Source organism: Kitasatospora sp. NPDC087315 (genome assembly GCF_044744345.1).
Lineage (GTDB): Bacteria > Actinomycetota > Actinomycetes > Streptomycetales > Streptomycetaceae > Kitasatospora.
On the sequence record NZ_JBIUYD010000021.1, the window covers coordinates 123,285 to 135,956 of the forward strand.

Sequence of the window (12,672 nt, forward strand, 5' to 3'; positions counted from 1 at the left end):
GTTGGCCGGAGGCCGGGTCAGGGTATGAGTGGGTGGCGGCGCAGGCCGGCCGGGACGGCCTGGTGGTGGCCGGCGGGGTTGAGGAGCGGGCCGCGGGCGATCCGGCCGGCGGTGGCCGCGGCTTCGGCGGCGATCAGGGTGTAGGTGCGGCGGTCGCAGCGCGCCGGGGCCGGCGGTAGGCCGGTGCGGGGGTTCTGGGGGCCTGGCACGGTTTTCCCCTGGGAGTCGGGCCCGGCCGGAGGTGTTCCGGCCGGGCGGCGGGGTCAGCGGATACGGACGTGGCGGCGCGGTGCGAACCGCCGGCGGGCGCGGTGCGGGCCGGGCTGGTCCGTCTCGACGTCGGGCAGGCTCGGGTCGACCAGGGCCAGGCCGAGGGCCTCGCGCAGTTCCTCATCGAGGAGCAGCAGAACGGGGCGGCCGTCGGTGGTGACGCAGTGGACGACGGTCGGCTTGGCCGGGTCGTGGGGGGTGTCGACCTGCCTGTCCCAGGAGATGGTCAGCGGTTCGACGGGCTGCTCAGTGTGGTGCGTGATGGGTCCGATACTGGCGTCACTGAATTCGGCGGGGCGTCGGCTGAGTACGGCGTACGGCATGTCGGTCCTCTCGGTGAAGCGCTGGTTGACGGTGGCCCGGGCAGGGGCGGCCGCCTGATACCGGCGGCCGCCCGGTGGTGGTTCAGCGGCGGGCAGGGAGGGTGGGGGCCGGGCCGGTCGGGCCCGGCTACTCCTCGGCGTCGGGGTCGTAACAGTCCCGGACCGGTACGGGCATCACCCGGCAGCTGGTGGCCCACTCCCTGCCGTTTTTGGTGACGTAGAGGGTCTGGGGTTCGTCGGCCTTTGGTATCTCGGGGGACCAGCGCATCGGCATCGGGCCGTACATGTCGGTGTAGTGGGTCTCGATGTGCAGGCGGGCGTCAGCGGGGCTGGTGTAGGTGCCGAGAGCGATGCCGTTGAAGTGATCGATCTCGGCCCGGTAGGTGTAGTACTCGGTGCCGGTGTCGGTGAACGTCAGGCGGAGGGTGTGCTGGTCGGCGGTGGTGACGACGATCGCCCACGGCCCACCGGCCTGGACCGGGTTGGACATGGTGACGGTGGTGATGTCGCTGTCGTGCTGCTCGGCTTCGCCGCCGAGGAGCATGTGGACGCGGTGGCGCAGGGTCAGAAGGTTCACCGTGCTGCCCCGGTGAGCTGGCTGCGGCAGGCGGCGGCGCCGGTCAGCCGGGCAACAGCGATGAGGATGCCGGCTCCGTCGCCGATGCTGCGGAAGTAGGCCAGGTCGTCGGTGAGCGCGTCGTGGTCGGCGTCGGTGGCCGGGTGGGCGAAGAGATGGTGGCAGGTCGCCGGGGTCTGGGTGGTGAGCACGTGGTTCTCCGTTTCGGGGCGGGGGTGGGGTGGGTCAGCGGAGGGTGCAAGCGGTGTCGGGGTCGGCGGCGGCGTGCTGGGTGCGCCAGGTGTTCGCGGCGTCCTGGTGGCCGAGAACATCGAGCAGGTCGGCGATGACGGTGGCCTCGGGGCAGGACAGCGGCTGGGTGAGGTGGTCGATGGTGTCCTGGTTGGTCATGCGGTTGACGAAGGCGGCGAGGGTGGTGGAGAGCAGTACGGGGCGTGTGTCGGTGGCCGGGTGGCCGGTGAGGGTGGTCTGGGTGGGGTGGGTCAGGTGGGTGGTGAGGGTGGTGGTGGTGCCGTGCTGGAGGGTGTGGCTGAAGCCCCATCCGGCGTGCATGAAGTGGTCGGCGAGGATGCTGGAGACGGTGTTGCGCTGGTCGGGGGTGAGCCAGTTCTCAAGGTCTGCGGTGATGCTGTCAACCCGGTAGGTGAAGGAGAGCGGCGTGCCGAGGAGGGGGGGAAGGTCGTTGAGGACGGTGGCGATGACGGGGGCGGCGTCGAGGGCGGTCGCGGTGCGGAGGACGAAGACGGCGGTGCTGGGCATGGCGGGGCTCACTCTCGTGTGGTGGTGGTGTGGGCCCGGACCGGCCGGAGGGGGAAGCGGAGTTGTTGGGCGGCGGGAGGGGGTCCGCCCTGGGTCCGCGCGTCCGCGCTCCGGCTGGTCCGGGTGTTCGCAGCGCCCCGGGGGCCGTGTCCCCGTGTCGGTTCGGGGGTGACCGGTGTTCGGTCGTGGCCGCGCTCGGTGGTGCTGCGGGCGGGCGGCCCTGTGGGGTGGGGCCGCCCGGTCTGTGGGGCTACTCGCCGTCGGAGGCGGGTGCCGGGGTGGGGGTGGTCTTGATGGCGGGGCAGGTGGGTTCGTGGCAGCTGGGGACGGTGCGGCAGCAGGGGTCGCAGTCGCAGAGGTGCGGGTTCATGGGGTTCCTCGCGTTGGTGTTGCTCTCGGTGTGGGCACCACTCTGACATAAATAGCATCCACTTTGCAAGTCGTTTATCAGGCCTGGCCATCTACCACGGCCCCGCCGGCCCCGACCGCACGGACGGGGCCGGCCGTTCCCCCGGGTGCACCCCGGGGAAACGGGGCACGGTCAGCGGGCAGTGGACGCCGGACCGATGCTGTTGAGCACGGACACGGCACCGGCGAGCTGATCGGCGGTAAGCGGCTGCGCAAGCTCGGCCAGGTCGGCCCCGCCGGTGAGCACAGCACGGCCCCAGACGGCCCAGGCCGGGGGGAGGAGGTCCCGGCGGTGGCGCTGGATCAGAGCGCCCGCAGCCCGGTTCACAGGCCTGCCGCTGTTGATGCCGTCGTCGTCGCGCCAGACGACCAGACGCTCGGTCAGGGTCATGGCGGTGATGAGGTCACAGTCCAGGATGTCGTCCAGGGCACTGGCGAACCCGCCGGTGCCGAACGGGAGGACGACCAGTTCGAGGCTGCCTCTGTCGTGGATGACCAGGGCGTTGGGGACGGCGGTCAAGGGGGGCGTGTTCCTTTCGGTCGGGGCGGGGCCCGGCTGCGCCCCGGGGGCGGGGCGCAGCCGGGCGGAGGCTACGGGCGGACGGGGTTGGCGATGACTGCTATTGCGGTGCGCAGGGAGGGGGCGGGGGCGTTGTGCAGGCCGCCCGGGCTGCACACGGTGCCCGCGCCGAACCGGCGCATCCGGCCGGGGGCGCAGCCCCGGGAGTGCCATGTGTACTGGAAAGTCCAGCGGTCGGAGCGGTAGTTGGCCGATTCGGCGGGGGTGAGCAGGTAGGCGAGGTGCACGAGGACGAACGGGTTCTCGATGCCGGGGCCGTGTGTCCAGTAGGGGTAGGCCTCCCAGCCGTGGGTGTGGGCGTGGGCGATGAGGTCGGCGGCCGGTTTCGGGAGGGTGTGGCCGGTGGGCGGGACGGCGGCCAGGGTGCGCAGCCGGAGTTTGGTGTCGGTGATGCGCTGGTCGTCTTCGTCGGTGCGGGCGGGGAGGCGGTACAGGCTGCGCAGTTCGTCGGTGAGCCGGGCGATCTCGGTGAGGGCGGCGGCGGGGCTGGGCACGGTGGTGGTCATGGTGGCCTCTTCCGGTGGGGTGGTGGTGGGGCCGGGCCGCACCTGGTGGGGTGCGGCCCGGCGGGCGGGTCAGAGGGAGAGGAGACCGGCCAGGACGGTGACCGGGTCGGCGAACTTGGCGACGGTGGGGCACAGGAGGGCGGCCGGGTTGCCGGGGTGGCGCAGGGTGGGGGCGGCGGGGGTGTCGGTCTCCGTGCGCTCGACCAGGTAGGCGGTGCGGTGGACGGTGTAGCCGGTGATCCGGTCGATGCGGAAGGAGCGGGACTCGCCGGTGCTGCGGTCCATCGCCTTGACCAGGACGTCACCGGCCCTGGAGATGACGAGGTCGTAGATCTCGATGGTGCGGACGGACTGTTCGCCGTTCTCCTTGGTGTAGGTGATGGTGACGGGGTGCTGGCGGTCCATGGCGCGGATGAGGCGGGTGGTGGTGGCGGCGGTGTTGGTGGTGTCGGCGTGGATCATTGGGGGCCCCTCCCGGTTGTGGTGGTTCGTTGTCGGTGACCCCATCCTCTTATAAACAGCATCCACTTTGCAAGTCATTTATAGAGTTGATCTTGAACCTCTCCGGCCCGGCCTCTCCACTCCCCCGCCGCCGGCCTGTACTGGCCGGCGCCGGACACGGCTGCGCCCCGCCCCGGGGAACAGCCCGGAGCGGGGCGCTGCACCGGTCCGGGCCGGGGGCCCGGCTACCGAACCGCCCGGGCGTCGGTGACGAACAGGGCACTCACGCCGTAGCCGATGAGCACGACCGGCGCCCCCGCGCGGCACCCCTTCGCCTTCGACACGCTGCCCCGGTGGATGGTCTCGCCCGGCCGGGCGCCGATCGCCGTTGTCCATGCGGTCCACTGCTCCAGCGTTGCGGGGCGGACCACGACGCACACCGCGTTCGGTCCGGCAGTGACCGACAACGGCATGAGGACGTGTCCGGCGGCGGCGCCCGCCAGCAGGATGCCGGTGGCCTTCGCGGTCGTGGGGGTGACGGAGGACTCGACGGCCATGACGGTGTGGGGCCGGGCGCCGGTGGCGGTGTCCTCGGCGTGCTGCTGCGCCTGGCGCTCGGCTGCTTCGAGGAGGTGGCGCAGGGCGGCCCGGCTGGTGCGGGTGAACAGGCGCCAGGGGCTGGTGAGCAGCCGGCGGTAGTTGCCGAGCTGCTCCGCGGTGAGGGTGGTGGTCTGCGCCATGGGGGGCTCCCGTGTTGTGGTGGTTCGTTGTCGGTGGCACCACACTCGCATAAACAGCATCCACTTTGCAAGTCGTTTATAGGGGTGGTGGAACCAGCCCAAAAGGCTGGCCCCGAGGCACTCCCCCGGGGCCGGCCCCCGAACACCGGTCAGCAGACAGTGGGCGGGTAGCTGTCCGGCCCGGGCGCCTGGTCGGCGCCGTAGAGCCGCTGGACGGCGGCGGCAGCCTCACGGAAGGTGCGGGCGCTCACCCCGTAAGACTCCAGCCCCTCAGCCTCCAGGGCGACGGTCAGGGCATCGCTGGCGGCGGCACAGGCCGGCTCGGGCAGGACCCGGGCCACGGTCATCCCGGTGGCGGTGACACGGATGGCGACGCGCATGGGCTGGTCGGCCAGCGGGGCCGGGGCGATGAACAGAACAGCGATGATCAGACGCAGCACGAGGGAACCTCCGTGAAGGGGCAGGGCCCGCCCCAGGGCGGGCGAGCGGGGATGTTGAGCGGGGAGGGTGCCGCCCCGGTGCGGACCCGGGGCGACACCGGCACTAGGCCGGGGTGATGGTGAAGTTGCCCCGGTTCTCCGCCAGGACGGCCCCGTACTCCCGCGCGAAGGCCTCCAGCACGGGGCGAACCGCCCCCCTGGCGCCGCCGTCGGCCCACGGGTCCTGCCCCGGCCGCTCGGCCGCCAGCTGCTCCTCAAAGGTGGCGTGCCACCAGATCACGTTCACCCTGGCACTGCCGATAAAAGCCACCACGCCCGTACGCGCCCCGGGGCCCTCGAGCATGTGCACCCCGTCCTGCACGCCCTCCGCCGCACGAAGGGCGGCACGCACCGGCTCCAGCAGCACCTGGGCGGCCAGCAACCGGGCACCGTTCGCGTCCATGATCGCGTCGGCCTCCGACTTGGTCACGGGGGTGTAGCGGGTCGTCCGGGTGCCAATGGCGTAGGTGATCGACACGGAGCCGTCGCCGTGGAGCACAGCTACGTTGTTGCCATGCTCGGCCGCCGCCTGGACCTGACTGACGGGGGTGAGCATGTAACCGCCGTTCCCAGAAGGCGACTTGTACATGGTGAAGGCCTTGGACACGGGGTCCTCCCAGTTGTGGTGGTTCGTTGTCGGTGACTCCACTCTCACATAAACAGCATCCACTTTGCAAGTCATTTATGGGGGAGATGGGCACCCCACGTCCTCAACGTGGTCAACACATCCCCGCTGACCTGCAACGATGCGCCAACACCCGGCCAGACGAGCTGGTCGGGGGTCATGGGTCTCCTCAGGAGGTGGGTTGGTCGAAGGCCGGGGCGATGATGGCCCGGATCTGGCGCGCTGCCTCCCGGTTCGCGTCGGCGTAGCCGCTGTAGGCCTTTTCGGCCTCACTCCGGGTCTCGGTACGAACAGCGGCTCGGCGGCGGGCGCTGCGGTCGGCTTCGGCGTCGCGGCAGTCCGGGCAGGCCAGTTCGCGGAGGCGTTGGTGGCGGCGGTAGCCGTTGTGGGTGCCGCACTTGACGTGGGTGAGGAGCCGTTGCTGGTGGGCGATGTGAACGAGGTTGGCGCGGTCGCGGGCGCCGAGCTTGGCGATGAGTCGGGCAACTGCCGAGCCGGCTGCCTGCTCTTCCTCCCAGGCGGGCATGGGGCGGCCGTCGTAGGTGCGGCCGCCGGTGGCGGCGCCGTAGGCCTGGTAGGCGATCTGAGCGGGGGTCTGGCCGGGCATGGGGGTCTCCTTCGGGGTGGGCTGGTTGTGGATCTGGATGGCGTGGTCGAGGGTGCGGGCGCCGAGCTTGCGGCTGGCGCGCTGGAGGGTGGACCTGACGGCGCTGGGGGTGATGCCGAGGCGGCGGGCGATTTGGGCAGGGTCGAGGCCGCTGGTGGCGTAGCGCATCGCGTCGGCCTCGCGCGGGGTAAGAGGGCGGGTCACTGCTGGCCGCCGTTCTGGCCGAGCACCGCACGGGCCACCGCCAGGGCGTGGCCCAGCTCGGCGGAGATGTGCGGGCCACGCCAGGTGACGAAGCGGGCGGCGTAAGCGTCGAGCCACTCGCTGACTGGCTGGTCGTATGGGGCGGTGGGGTGCTCGCGAAGGCGCTGGGCTGCGGCGGTGAGCAGGTCGGCGGGCTGGTCGGTCACTGGTGCTCCTCGGGTCGGGGTGGGGCCTGCCGCCGGGTGCGGCAGGCCGGGGCGGGCGGGTCAGCTCTGGCTGGCGATCAGGTGCCAGGCCGGGTCGGGGTGGTCGGCGAAGTCGAGCTCCAGGCAGGCGTGGTGGAGGCGCGCGTCGCGCTCGTCCTGCCCGGCCGGGTCGAAGGGGGCGAGGGTCTCGGTCTCGCCCATGTCCGCGTCGGCGTACTCGGTGCAGAGGTAGGTGGTGTGGCGGTCGTACGGGCCGGCGGAGGCGTGGCTGATGCCGTCGTGGTGGTTGAGGACGCTGTCGCGGAGTTCCTCGCCCTGCGAGCCGGCGGCGTCGTGGTTGTCGGGGAGGGGGATGCCGTACAGCAGGACGGCGCTGTTCCAGATGCCCATCGGGGGTGCTCCTCAGGTCGTGGCCGCCCGCGGTTGCGGGCGGCGTCGGGCGTCAGGGGGCGTCAGAGGCCGAGTGCGGCGTATGCGGCTCGGTGTGCGACCCGGGTGGGCGTGTCGTCGAGGTGGGCGCCGGCCAGGCAGTGCGGGACGCCGCAGCCGGGCCGGACGGTGCCGATCGGGTCGCGGCCGTAGTGCGTCCGGAATGCGATGGTGACCGGTGGCCATTTGCGTCCGGCGTGCTTCAGCAGGGGGTGGCCGTCACTGGTCGGGCCGGTCCACTCCAGGTGGCCACCGACGATGGGCTGGGTGAGGGCGGCTAGTTTGGCTTCGGGGCTGGGGTATCGGGTCCAGCGGGTGGCGGACATGGGCGGGTCCTCAGCTGGTCGGGGTGCGGGCGGTGGCGAGGGTGCGGAGCTCCTTGGCGTCCATGCGGACCATGCCGGCGGATCCGGGGCCGATTCCGGACTCCGGCCCGTAGTAGGCGGCGACCTTGGCTTCGACCTCGTCGGCGATCCGGTCGAGGTGGTCGGCGGCCTCGGTGAACGCGTTGGCGCGGGCGGAGGCCAGTTCGGCACGGCTGCGGATGAGCGCGTCGCCCTGGGCGAGGATCTCGGCGCGGAGCCTGGCGTTCTCGGCGTCACGGGCGTCCAGTTCGGCCTTTGCCTCCGTCCACTGGCGCGTGCGGAGGTTGAGCTGCGCGTACAGGTTCTGCACCTGCACGGGGCCACCACCGAGGTCGCGCACCGCCGTACGCAGGGTGGCGAGTTCGGCGTCGGCGATGTCGGTGCGGAGCTTGGCCTTGCGGGCGGTCTTGTCCCGGGCGGTGATGGCCTTCGCGTGCTGAGCGGTCACGACTTCGAGGGCGGTGGTGAGCCGGTCCAGCTCGGGCTGCGCGATGGTGAGAATCGCCTCGATGAGGCCCTGCCGCTGGTCACGGGGGCGCATGGTGTCCTCGTCGAGGGCGGCGATCAGGCGCTCGCGGAGGCTGGGCGGCGGGGTGGCGGTCACCGGTCGCCCCCGACGGTCTTGTCGGCGGCGGAGCGGAGCGTGGCGACGGCCCAGTCGACGCCGTCGCTGAACCCGGGGCTCCGGTCGGGATTGCCAGCCTCCAGCACGTCGGCGGCGAGGCGCAGGGCGTCGGCGTGGTGGGTGTCGAGGGGCGTCTTGACGGTCTCGGCCCGGTAGCGGTCGAGGAGGTTCTCCAGGCGCTGGCGGGCGGTGGGCTGGGACATGTGGGTCTCCGTGGTGGGTGTGTGTGGCGGGGCTGTGGGGGCGCTCTGGCGGCTCAGCGCGCCCCCGTGGCTGCGTGGTCCGGTCTGGGGCTGTGGGGCTGTCAGGCGGGCGTCTGCGGGCCGCTGGGGGCGGGCTAGTCGCAGTCCTCGCCGTGGAGGGCGCGGAGGGCGTCGCTGTAGCCGTCCCAGTTGTCGACGCCGTAGGCGTGGAGGGCGGAGAGGGTGGCGGCGGCGGCCTGCAGCCGCTCGTTCTCGGCGCGGAGCCTGGCGTTCTCGGCGTCGCGGGCGTCCAACTCGGGCTGCACCAGCGCAATGACGGCATCGGCGATGGACGGGGCGTCGCCGTGGCAGAGCGAGCATCCGGTCTCGGAACGGTGTTCGTCTTCGCCGTGCTGGGTGATCGGGGGCATGGTGGCGGCCCACGGTACGGCTGCGGTGCGGAGGGCGTGCTCGATGCGGTCGCGGAGGCTGGGCGGCGGGGTGTCGGTCACCGGGCACCACCGGCGGCGGTGATCGCGTTGAGGATCTGCTCGCGGGTGGCGGCGATCAGCCGGCCGTAGTTGGCGGTCGGCAGGACGGCCACGCGGCTGCGGGCCTGGGCGAGCACCTCGGCGGCGTAGGCGTCGAGCAACTGGGCGGACTGCTCGGGGAGCTTGAAGCTGACGTGGAACGCTCGCTCGATCTCCTGGCGGGCGGTGCGCTTGGCCATGTGGGTCTCCGTGGTGGGTGTGTGTGGCGTCGGGTGCCGGGGCGGACGCGACGGGGGCCGTACGGCCGCCCCTGCTGGTTGGTCAGCTCTCGGTGTGGTCGTGGTCGTAGTACGCGCAGGCGGCGGACCAGAGGGGGGCGGCGACGTCATAGCCCTCCTGGAGCAACAGGCGGTCCCACAGGGCGGAGCGGGGGTCGGGCTCGCCGGGCTTGGTGTTCTGCTCCAGCTCCCACATGAGGTGGGCGAGGGCGCTTGGGATGGTGGGGATGTCAAGGTCGTTCATCGGCGTATCTCCGTTGTTGGTGTGGCGGGCGCGGGTGGGGTCGGACCGGTCCGGCGGGCGGCCGGTGGGTTCCGGCCGCCCGGGGAGTGGGTCAGGCGACGACCCAGTACTTGGAACCGGTGCCGCCGAGGAAGCCCTCCCGGCCGCTGGGGTAGCGGGCGTCCCAGCCGCTGCGGGTGCCGGTGATGGTGATCGTGATGGGCTCGCCGACGGGGCCCTTCTTGTCTCCGCGCTGCCAGAGGGTGATGACGTCGCCGACCTTGGCGCCTTTGAGGGTGCGGTACTCCAGGGCGGGAGCGGGTTCGCAGTCGTCGGCGAGCCACTGAAGGCTGCCCTCGACCTCAACACGCTGCGGCTCGCTGCCGATGCGGTCGGCCACCTTCACCACGGTCTGCACGGTTCCGTTGCCGACCACGATGCGCTGGCCGGGCTGGAACTTGGCCGGCGTGGTGTGCTCGGCGATCTCCTCGACTGTGGCGGGCCGGATGCGGACCTTGCGGCCGTCGCGGTACTCGATGTCGGCGCTGCTGCGGGCGGCGGCCATGCTGCGGATGGTGCGTTTCACGGCCTTGTCCATCTGTCCGGCGTTGATCTCGTCGAGGGCGGCGCGGGTGGTGATGAGGGTGGTGGTGCCGTTCTCGATCCGGGTGTGGGTGAGGTCCATGGCGGGCTCCCTGCTCTCCGTCGGGGTGTACGTACACCATAGCGCCTGGTGTACGTACACCACAAGGGCTTCCGGGCTTTCGATGTACGTACACCCGGGGTACTGTGTGGCCATGCCGAACGCCCCGAAGACCCAGCACCGATCAGTCCGCTTCGACGACGACACATGGACCGACCTCCTCGTCGCCGCCAAGGCCCAGGGCGCCGATCGCGCCAAGTTGCTGAACGAGTTCGCCGCCTGGTACCTGCGGCGCCCCGGGGCGAAGCTCCCCGCGCGACCCGAGCCGCCGAAGCCCTGACCCACCCCGCCCTGCAACAACCGCCGGCCGACGCCGCGCGGCGCTTCATGCTGCCCGCGGTCAGTGGCGATCGGCTGGTGCATCGTGATCCCTCTCGGCATGGCGGGGCTGTGGGGGCGCTCTGGCGGGCCAGCGCGCCCCCGTTGGGCTCGTGGTCCGGTCTGGGGCTGGCAGGCGCTCAGGCGGGCGTCTGCGGGCCGCTGGGGCGGTCGTTGGCCACGGTCTCGGCGGCGGGCGTGGGGCCGCTGAGGACGCCGCGGATGCGGTGGGGCGGAATCCAGCTGGCGTTGATGTCCTCGGCAGGGTCTGCGGGAAGCAGGCTCTCGACGGCGTCGAGGCGCCGGTTCAGCTCGGCCATCTCCTCGGCGATGGTGGGTTCGACACCGACGTACAAGGCTCGCTCGGCCTCGAGTTCCCGGACCCGGGCGAGCAGGGCGGGCACGTCGGTGCGGGCGGCCGCGACGAAGGCCGCCCACCAGGGTCCGGGGGTGGCGGCGTCGGTGCGGGCCTGGATGGCGGGGAGGTCGATGGGCTGGGCGGGCAGGGCGGGGGTGCAACTGCAAGTCGGGCAGGTACTGCGGTCGACGGCGTTGCAGTTGCTGCAGTTGCTGCAGTCGGCTTCGGGCTGGCTCTCCTCGGGCCCGGGGCGGTCGCCGTCGTAGGTGCCTGCGGGGATGCTGCAGGTGCAGTCGAAGCCGTCGTAGACGTAGCAGTGGACGAAGTGCCGTGGCTGGGGCTGGGTCATCGGCTGGTCTCCTCGGTGGTGATGGTGCGGACGCAGGCACGGCAGGTGATCACCGCGTCGTCGGCCTTCAGCTCGTCTCGGGGACCGTTCATGTAGCCGCACGGCGTGAGGAGGGCGGTGGTGTCGTCCGGCAGTCGGACCGGTCGGGCGGCGTGGGTGTTGCGGCCTTCGTGGAGGCGCAGGCGGTGCGGGTAGGGCTGGGCCATGGGGTTCTCCTGGGCGCAGGTCGGGCGGGTCCGGTCAGGCGGCGGGCGGCGGGGTGCGCGCCTCGGGGCCGGTCGTGTAGGAGGCCATCTCCTCCATGCCCTCCAGCTGGGCGGCGCGGCGCAGGGCGGCCGTGGCGTACTGGATGAGCCGTTCCAGGTCGCCGGCCACCCGCCGTCCGGCCTGAGCGTCGGCATGAATGTGTCGGGCGTGGTCGGCCACGCGCTCGGTCTCGGCGAGCAGGGTGGTGCGGGCGGATTCGATCTGGCGGCGGGCGAACTCGGTGACATCCATTTCAGGTCCTCAGGTAGACGGGGCGGCGGGCCGGACGCGGTAGCAGCCGTTGCGGTCGAAGCGGATGGTGTCCCCGAAGCGGGCAAACTGGCGGTCAGCGTTGCCGTGTTCGAGGAGGGTGAGGCCGTCGATGGCGACACGGCCGGTGTCGGGGTTGATGCTGGTGTGGTACTTGGCGGGGCCGATGAGCTCCCACAGCTCGGCAATCGTCTCCGTGGTGACGGTCCACTCGGTGGGGGCGGTATCGACGCAGAGCAGGCACGGGGTGTAGCCGGTGGTGGGGGTGATCTCGGCGACGATGCCGCCGTTGTGGAGGCGGGCGGTGTCGAGGGCCGGACAGTTGGCGTCGAGGTGGTAGCGGGTGCTGCCGAGGGGTAGGTAGGCGGCGGCCATGGCGGGTCTCCGGGTGGTCAGGCGGCGGTTTGGGTGCCTCGAAGTCGACGGATGATCAGGTTGGCTGGCGATTCGGTGCCGTCATGGTTGATGCGGTTTGCCTCGTACCAGTTGTCGGTGCCTGGTTCGACGGGATACCAGAGCAGGGTGTGGGTGTCGGTGTGCTGTTCCCAGAACCAGGCTCGGGCGGCGGCGCGGGCGGTGTGGGGGGTGTGGTGCCAGCCCAGGTGAAAGGTGGAGATGTTGCCGGGTTCGTAGGTGGCCTCCCAGGACGGGCAGCCGTCGGCAGTCCAGCGGTCGTGGGCGTCAATGCGGCATACGGCGCAGAGGGTGCCGTGCTGGGTGAGGGCGTCGCAGCGTTCGCAGGGCTGGGCGAGCGGGGCGGCCGGTGCGGGTTCGTCGTATATCCAGGTGGCGATGCAGGTGGTGCAGAGGCCGTCGGGGAGAACCGGCGAGGCACTGAAGTTGTACGGCTGGTTGGGGACGACGGCCAGGGCGCGGCAGTCGGTGAGCGCGAGGGTGCTGGCCGGGGTGCGGAACCGGCCGAGGAGGTTGTTCGGCGGGGCAAGGGTGTGGCGCAGGTTGGGGTCGGCGGTGGCGTACGGGGAGGGCGGGTTGGGGGTGATGGTGGTCAAGGTGTGGTTCCTCGAGGTCGGGCACCACCCGGTGGAGGTGCGGTGATCTTCGCGGTGAAAGAGAACCTACATAAACAGCATCCACTTTGCAAGTCATTTA

General features: G+C 71.7%; 27 protein-coding genes. 1 reads left to right on the forward strand and 26 read right to left on the reverse strand.

Going from position 1 to position 12,672, the window contains the following annotated elements:
• Positions 1-17: 17 nt before the first annotated feature.
• From ACIO5D_RS27710 to ACIO5D_RS27810, 21 genes are all read right to left on the reverse strand, one after another.
• Positions 18-209 (reverse strand): hypothetical protein, encoded by a 192-nt coding sequence (locus tag ACIO5D_RS27710; protein ID WP_400798499.1) that lies wholly within the window; start codon positions 207-209, stop codon positions 18-20.
• 54 nt (positions 210-263) lie between these two features.
• A complete protein-coding gene (locus tag ACIO5D_RS27715; protein ID WP_400798497.1) occupies positions 264-593 on the reverse strand; it encodes a hypothetical protein in 330 nt (109 codons plus the stop codon).
• A 127-nt stretch (positions 594-720) separates the two neighbouring features.
• Positions 721-1,170, reverse strand: a complete 450-nt coding sequence (locus ACIO5D_RS27720; protein WP_400798495.1) for a hypothetical protein — start codon at positions 1,168-1,170, stop codon at positions 721-723.
• On the reverse strand, positions 1,167-1,361 hold the full coding sequence (locus ACIO5D_RS27725; RefSeq protein WP_400798493.1) for a hypothetical protein: 195 nt from the start codon (positions 1,359-1,361) through the stop codon (positions 1,167-1,169). The genes ACIO5D_RS27720 and ACIO5D_RS27725 overlap by 4 nt, the downstream gene beginning before the upstream one ends.
• A gap of 34 nt (positions 1,362-1,395) precedes the next feature.
• Entirely contained in the window at positions 1,396-1,929 is a 534-nt protein-coding gene (locus tag ACIO5D_RS27730) for a hypothetical protein (protein WP_400798490.1), read from the reverse strand.
• A gap of 541 nt (positions 1,930-2,470) precedes the next feature.
• Positions 2,471-2,857 carry a DUF3846 domain-containing protein gene (locus tag ACIO5D_RS27735; protein WP_400798487.1) on the reverse strand — a complete coding sequence of 129 codons (387 nt, stop codon included), beginning with the start codon at positions 2,855-2,857 and terminating at the stop codon, positions 2,471-2,473.
• Positions 2,858-2,928: 71 nt separating this feature from the next.
• Positions 2,929-3,423, reverse strand: a complete 495-nt coding sequence (locus ACIO5D_RS27740; protein ID WP_400798484.1) for a hypothetical protein — start codon at positions 3,421-3,423, stop codon at positions 2,929-2,931.
• A gap of 69 nt (positions 3,424-3,492) precedes the next feature.
• The gene (locus ACIO5D_RS27745) at positions 3,493-3,885 is read right to left on the reverse strand and encodes a WYL domain-containing protein (RefSeq protein WP_400798481.1); all 393 of its coding nucleotides are present in this window, start codon (positions 3,883-3,885) and stop codon (positions 3,493-3,495) included.
• 224 nt (positions 3,886-4,109) lie between these two features.
• Positions 4,110-4,604, reverse strand: coding sequence for a hypothetical protein (locus tag ACIO5D_RS27750; RefSeq protein ID WP_400798478.1), 495 nt, complete (start codon positions 4,602-4,604; stop codon positions 4,110-4,112).
• Between the two features lie 149 nt (positions 4,605-4,753).
• On the reverse strand, positions 4,754-5,044 hold the full coding sequence (locus ACIO5D_RS27755; protein ID WP_400798476.1) for a hypothetical protein: 291 nt from the start codon (positions 5,042-5,044) through the stop codon (positions 4,754-4,756).
• Between the two features lie 103 nt (positions 5,045-5,147).
• Entirely contained in the window at positions 5,148-5,690 is a 543-nt protein-coding gene (locus ACIO5D_RS27760) for a hypothetical protein (RefSeq protein ID WP_400798473.1), read from the reverse strand.
• A gap of 187 nt (positions 5,691-5,877) precedes the next feature.
• The gene (locus tag ACIO5D_RS27765) at positions 5,878-6,519 is read right to left on the reverse strand and encodes a response regulator transcription factor (RefSeq protein ID WP_400798471.1); all 642 of its coding nucleotides are present in this window, start codon (positions 6,517-6,519) and stop codon (positions 5,878-5,880) included.
• Entirely contained in the window at positions 6,516-6,725 is a 210-nt protein-coding gene (locus tag ACIO5D_RS27770; protein WP_400798468.1) for a hypothetical protein, read from the reverse strand. The genes ACIO5D_RS27765 and ACIO5D_RS27770 overlap by 4 nt, the downstream gene beginning before the upstream one ends.
• A 60-nt stretch (positions 6,726-6,785) precedes the next feature.
• Positions 6,786-7,115 carry a hypothetical protein gene (locus ACIO5D_RS27775; protein WP_400798466.1) on the reverse strand — a complete coding sequence of 110 codons (330 nt, stop codon included), beginning with the start codon at positions 7,113-7,115 and terminating at the stop codon, positions 6,786-6,788.
• A gap of 62 nt (positions 7,116-7,177) precedes the next feature.
• Entirely contained in the window at positions 7,178-7,480 is a 303-nt protein-coding gene (locus ACIO5D_RS27780) for a hypothetical protein (RefSeq protein ID WP_400798463.1), read from the reverse strand.
• Between the two features lie 10 nt (positions 7,481-7,490).
• Complete coding sequence (locus ACIO5D_RS27785; protein WP_400798460.1) at positions 7,491-8,123, reverse strand: hypothetical protein; 633 nt, start codon at positions 8,121-8,123, stop codon at positions 7,491-7,493.
• Complete coding sequence (locus tag ACIO5D_RS27790) at positions 8,120-8,347, reverse strand: hypothetical protein (protein ID WP_400798457.1); 228 nt, start codon at positions 8,345-8,347, stop codon at positions 8,120-8,122. The genes ACIO5D_RS27785 and ACIO5D_RS27790 overlap by 4 nt, the downstream gene beginning before the upstream one ends.
• Before the next feature lie 134 nt (positions 8,348-8,481).
• Positions 8,482-8,838 carry a hypothetical protein gene (locus ACIO5D_RS27795; protein ID WP_400798455.1) on the reverse strand — a complete coding sequence of 119 codons (357 nt, stop codon included), beginning with the start codon at positions 8,836-8,838 and terminating at the stop codon, positions 8,482-8,484.
• On the reverse strand, positions 8,835-9,056 hold the full coding sequence (locus ACIO5D_RS27800; protein WP_400798452.1) for a hypothetical protein: 222 nt from the start codon (positions 9,054-9,056) through the stop codon (positions 8,835-8,837). The genes ACIO5D_RS27795 and ACIO5D_RS27800 overlap by 4 nt, the downstream gene beginning before the upstream one ends.
• A gap of 82 nt (positions 9,057-9,138) precedes the next feature.
• Positions 9,139-9,339, reverse strand: a complete 201-nt coding sequence (locus ACIO5D_RS27805; protein ID WP_400798449.1) for a hypothetical protein — start codon at positions 9,337-9,339, stop codon at positions 9,139-9,141.
• 91 nt (positions 9,340-9,430) lie between these two features.
• A complete protein-coding gene (locus ACIO5D_RS27810) occupies positions 9,431-10,003 on the reverse strand; it encodes a hypothetical protein (protein ID WP_400798446.1) in 573 nt (190 codons plus the stop codon).
• Between the two features lie 112 nt (positions 10,004-10,115).
• On the opposite strand from ACIO5D_RS27810, the gene ACIO5D_RS27815 reads away from it, so the two are divergent.
• On the forward strand, positions 10,116-10,301 hold the full coding sequence (locus ACIO5D_RS27815; protein WP_400798443.1) for a hypothetical protein: 186 nt from the start codon (positions 10,116-10,118) through the stop codon (positions 10,299-10,301).
• 178 nt (positions 10,302-10,479) lie between these two features.
• On the opposite strand, the gene ACIO5D_RS27820 is transcribed toward ACIO5D_RS27815, so the two are convergent.
• The 5 genes from ACIO5D_RS27820 to ACIO5D_RS27840 are packed head-to-tail and all read right to left on the reverse strand — an operon-like array spanning position 10,480 to position 12,572.
• The gene (locus ACIO5D_RS27820) at positions 10,480-11,046 is read right to left on the reverse strand and encodes a hypothetical protein (RefSeq protein WP_400798441.1); all 567 of its coding nucleotides are present in this window, start codon (positions 11,044-11,046) and stop codon (positions 10,480-10,482) included.
• The gene (locus tag ACIO5D_RS27825; protein ID WP_400798438.1) at positions 11,043-11,252 is read right to left on the reverse strand and encodes a hypothetical protein; all 210 of its coding nucleotides are present in this window, start codon (positions 11,250-11,252) and stop codon (positions 11,043-11,045) included. The genes ACIO5D_RS27820 and ACIO5D_RS27825 overlap by 4 nt, the downstream gene beginning before the upstream one ends.
• Positions 11,253-11,286: 34 nt before the next feature.
• The gene (locus ACIO5D_RS27830) at positions 11,287-11,544 is read right to left on the reverse strand and encodes a hypothetical protein (RefSeq protein ID WP_400798435.1); all 258 of its coding nucleotides are present in this window, start codon (positions 11,542-11,544) and stop codon (positions 11,287-11,289) included.
• Between the two features lie 9 nt (positions 11,545-11,553).
• A complete protein-coding gene (locus ACIO5D_RS27835) occupies positions 11,554-11,937 on the reverse strand; it encodes a hypothetical protein (protein WP_400798432.1) in 384 nt (127 codons plus the stop codon).
• Between the two features lie 17 nt (positions 11,938-11,954).
• Positions 11,955-12,572, reverse strand: coding sequence for a hypothetical protein (locus tag ACIO5D_RS27840; protein WP_400798429.1), 618 nt, complete (start codon positions 12,570-12,572; stop codon positions 11,955-11,957).
• Positions 12,573-12,672: the final 100 nt, after the last annotated feature.

What these genes read in the sequence shown, in the direction of transcription:
- ACIO5D_RS27715 (WP_400798497.1), bottom strand. Translation starts at nt 593, where the DNA reads ATGCCGTACGCCGTACTCAGCCGACGCCCCGCCGAATTCAGTGACGCC.
- ACIO5D_RS27810 (WP_400798446.1), bottom strand. Translation starts at nt 10,003, where the DNA reads ATGGACCTCACCCACACCCGGATCGAGAACGGCACCACCACCCTCATC.
- ACIO5D_RS27800 (WP_400798452.1), bottom strand. Translation starts at nt 9,056, where the DNA reads ATGGCCAAGCGCACCGCCCGCCAGGAGATCGAGCGAGCGTTCCACGTC.
- ACIO5D_RS27730 (WP_400798490.1), bottom strand. Translation starts at nt 1,929, where the DNA reads ATGCCCAGCACCGCCGTCTTCGTCCTCCGCACCGCGACCGCCCTCGAC.
- ACIO5D_RS27775 (WP_400798466.1), bottom strand. Translation starts at nt 7,115, where the DNA reads ATGGGCATCTGGAACAGCGCCGTCCTGCTGTACGGCATCCCCCTCCCC.
- ACIO5D_RS27805 (WP_400798449.1), bottom strand. Translation starts at nt 9,339, where the DNA reads ATGAACGACCTTGACATCCCCACCATCCCAAGCGCCCTCGCCCACCTC.
- ACIO5D_RS27835 (WP_400798432.1), bottom strand. Translation starts at nt 11,937, where the DNA reads ATGGCCGCCGCCTACCTACCCCTCGGCAGCACCCGCTACCACCTCGAC.
- ACIO5D_RS27750 (WP_400798478.1), bottom strand. Translation starts at nt 4,604, where the DNA reads ATGGCGCAGACCACCACCCTCACCGCGGAGCAGCTCGGCAACTACCGC.
- ACIO5D_RS27790 (WP_400798457.1), bottom strand. Translation starts at nt 8,347, where the DNA reads ATGTCCCAGCCCACCGCCCGCCAGCGCCTGGAGAACCTCCTCGACCGC.
- ACIO5D_RS27745 (WP_400798481.1), bottom strand. Translation starts at nt 3,885, where the DNA reads ATGATCCACGCCGACACCACCAACACCGCCGCCACCACCACCCGCCTC.
- ACIO5D_RS27780 (WP_400798463.1), bottom strand. Translation starts at nt 7,480, where the DNA reads ATGTCCGCCACCCGCTGGACCCGATACCCCAGCCCCGAAGCCAAACTA.
- ACIO5D_RS27740 (WP_400798484.1), bottom strand. Translation starts at nt 3,423, where the DNA reads ATGACCACCACCGTGCCCAGCCCCGCCGCCGCCCTCACCGAGATCGCC.
- ACIO5D_RS27830 (WP_400798435.1), bottom strand. Translation starts at nt 11,544, where the DNA reads ATGGATGTCACCGAGTTCGCCCGCCGCCAGATCGAATCCGCCCGCACC.
- ACIO5D_RS27815 (WP_400798443.1), top strand. Translation starts at nt 10,116, where the DNA reads ATGCCGAACGCCCCGAAGACCCAGCACCGATCAGTCCGCTTCGACGAC.
- ACIO5D_RS27820 (WP_400798441.1), bottom strand. Translation starts at nt 11,046, where the DNA reads ATGACCCAGCCCCAGCCACGGCACTTCGTCCACTGCTACGTCTACGAC.
- ACIO5D_RS27825 (WP_400798438.1), bottom strand. Translation starts at nt 11,252, where the DNA reads ATGGCCCAGCCCTACCCGCACCGCCTGCGCCTCCACGAAGGCCGCAAC.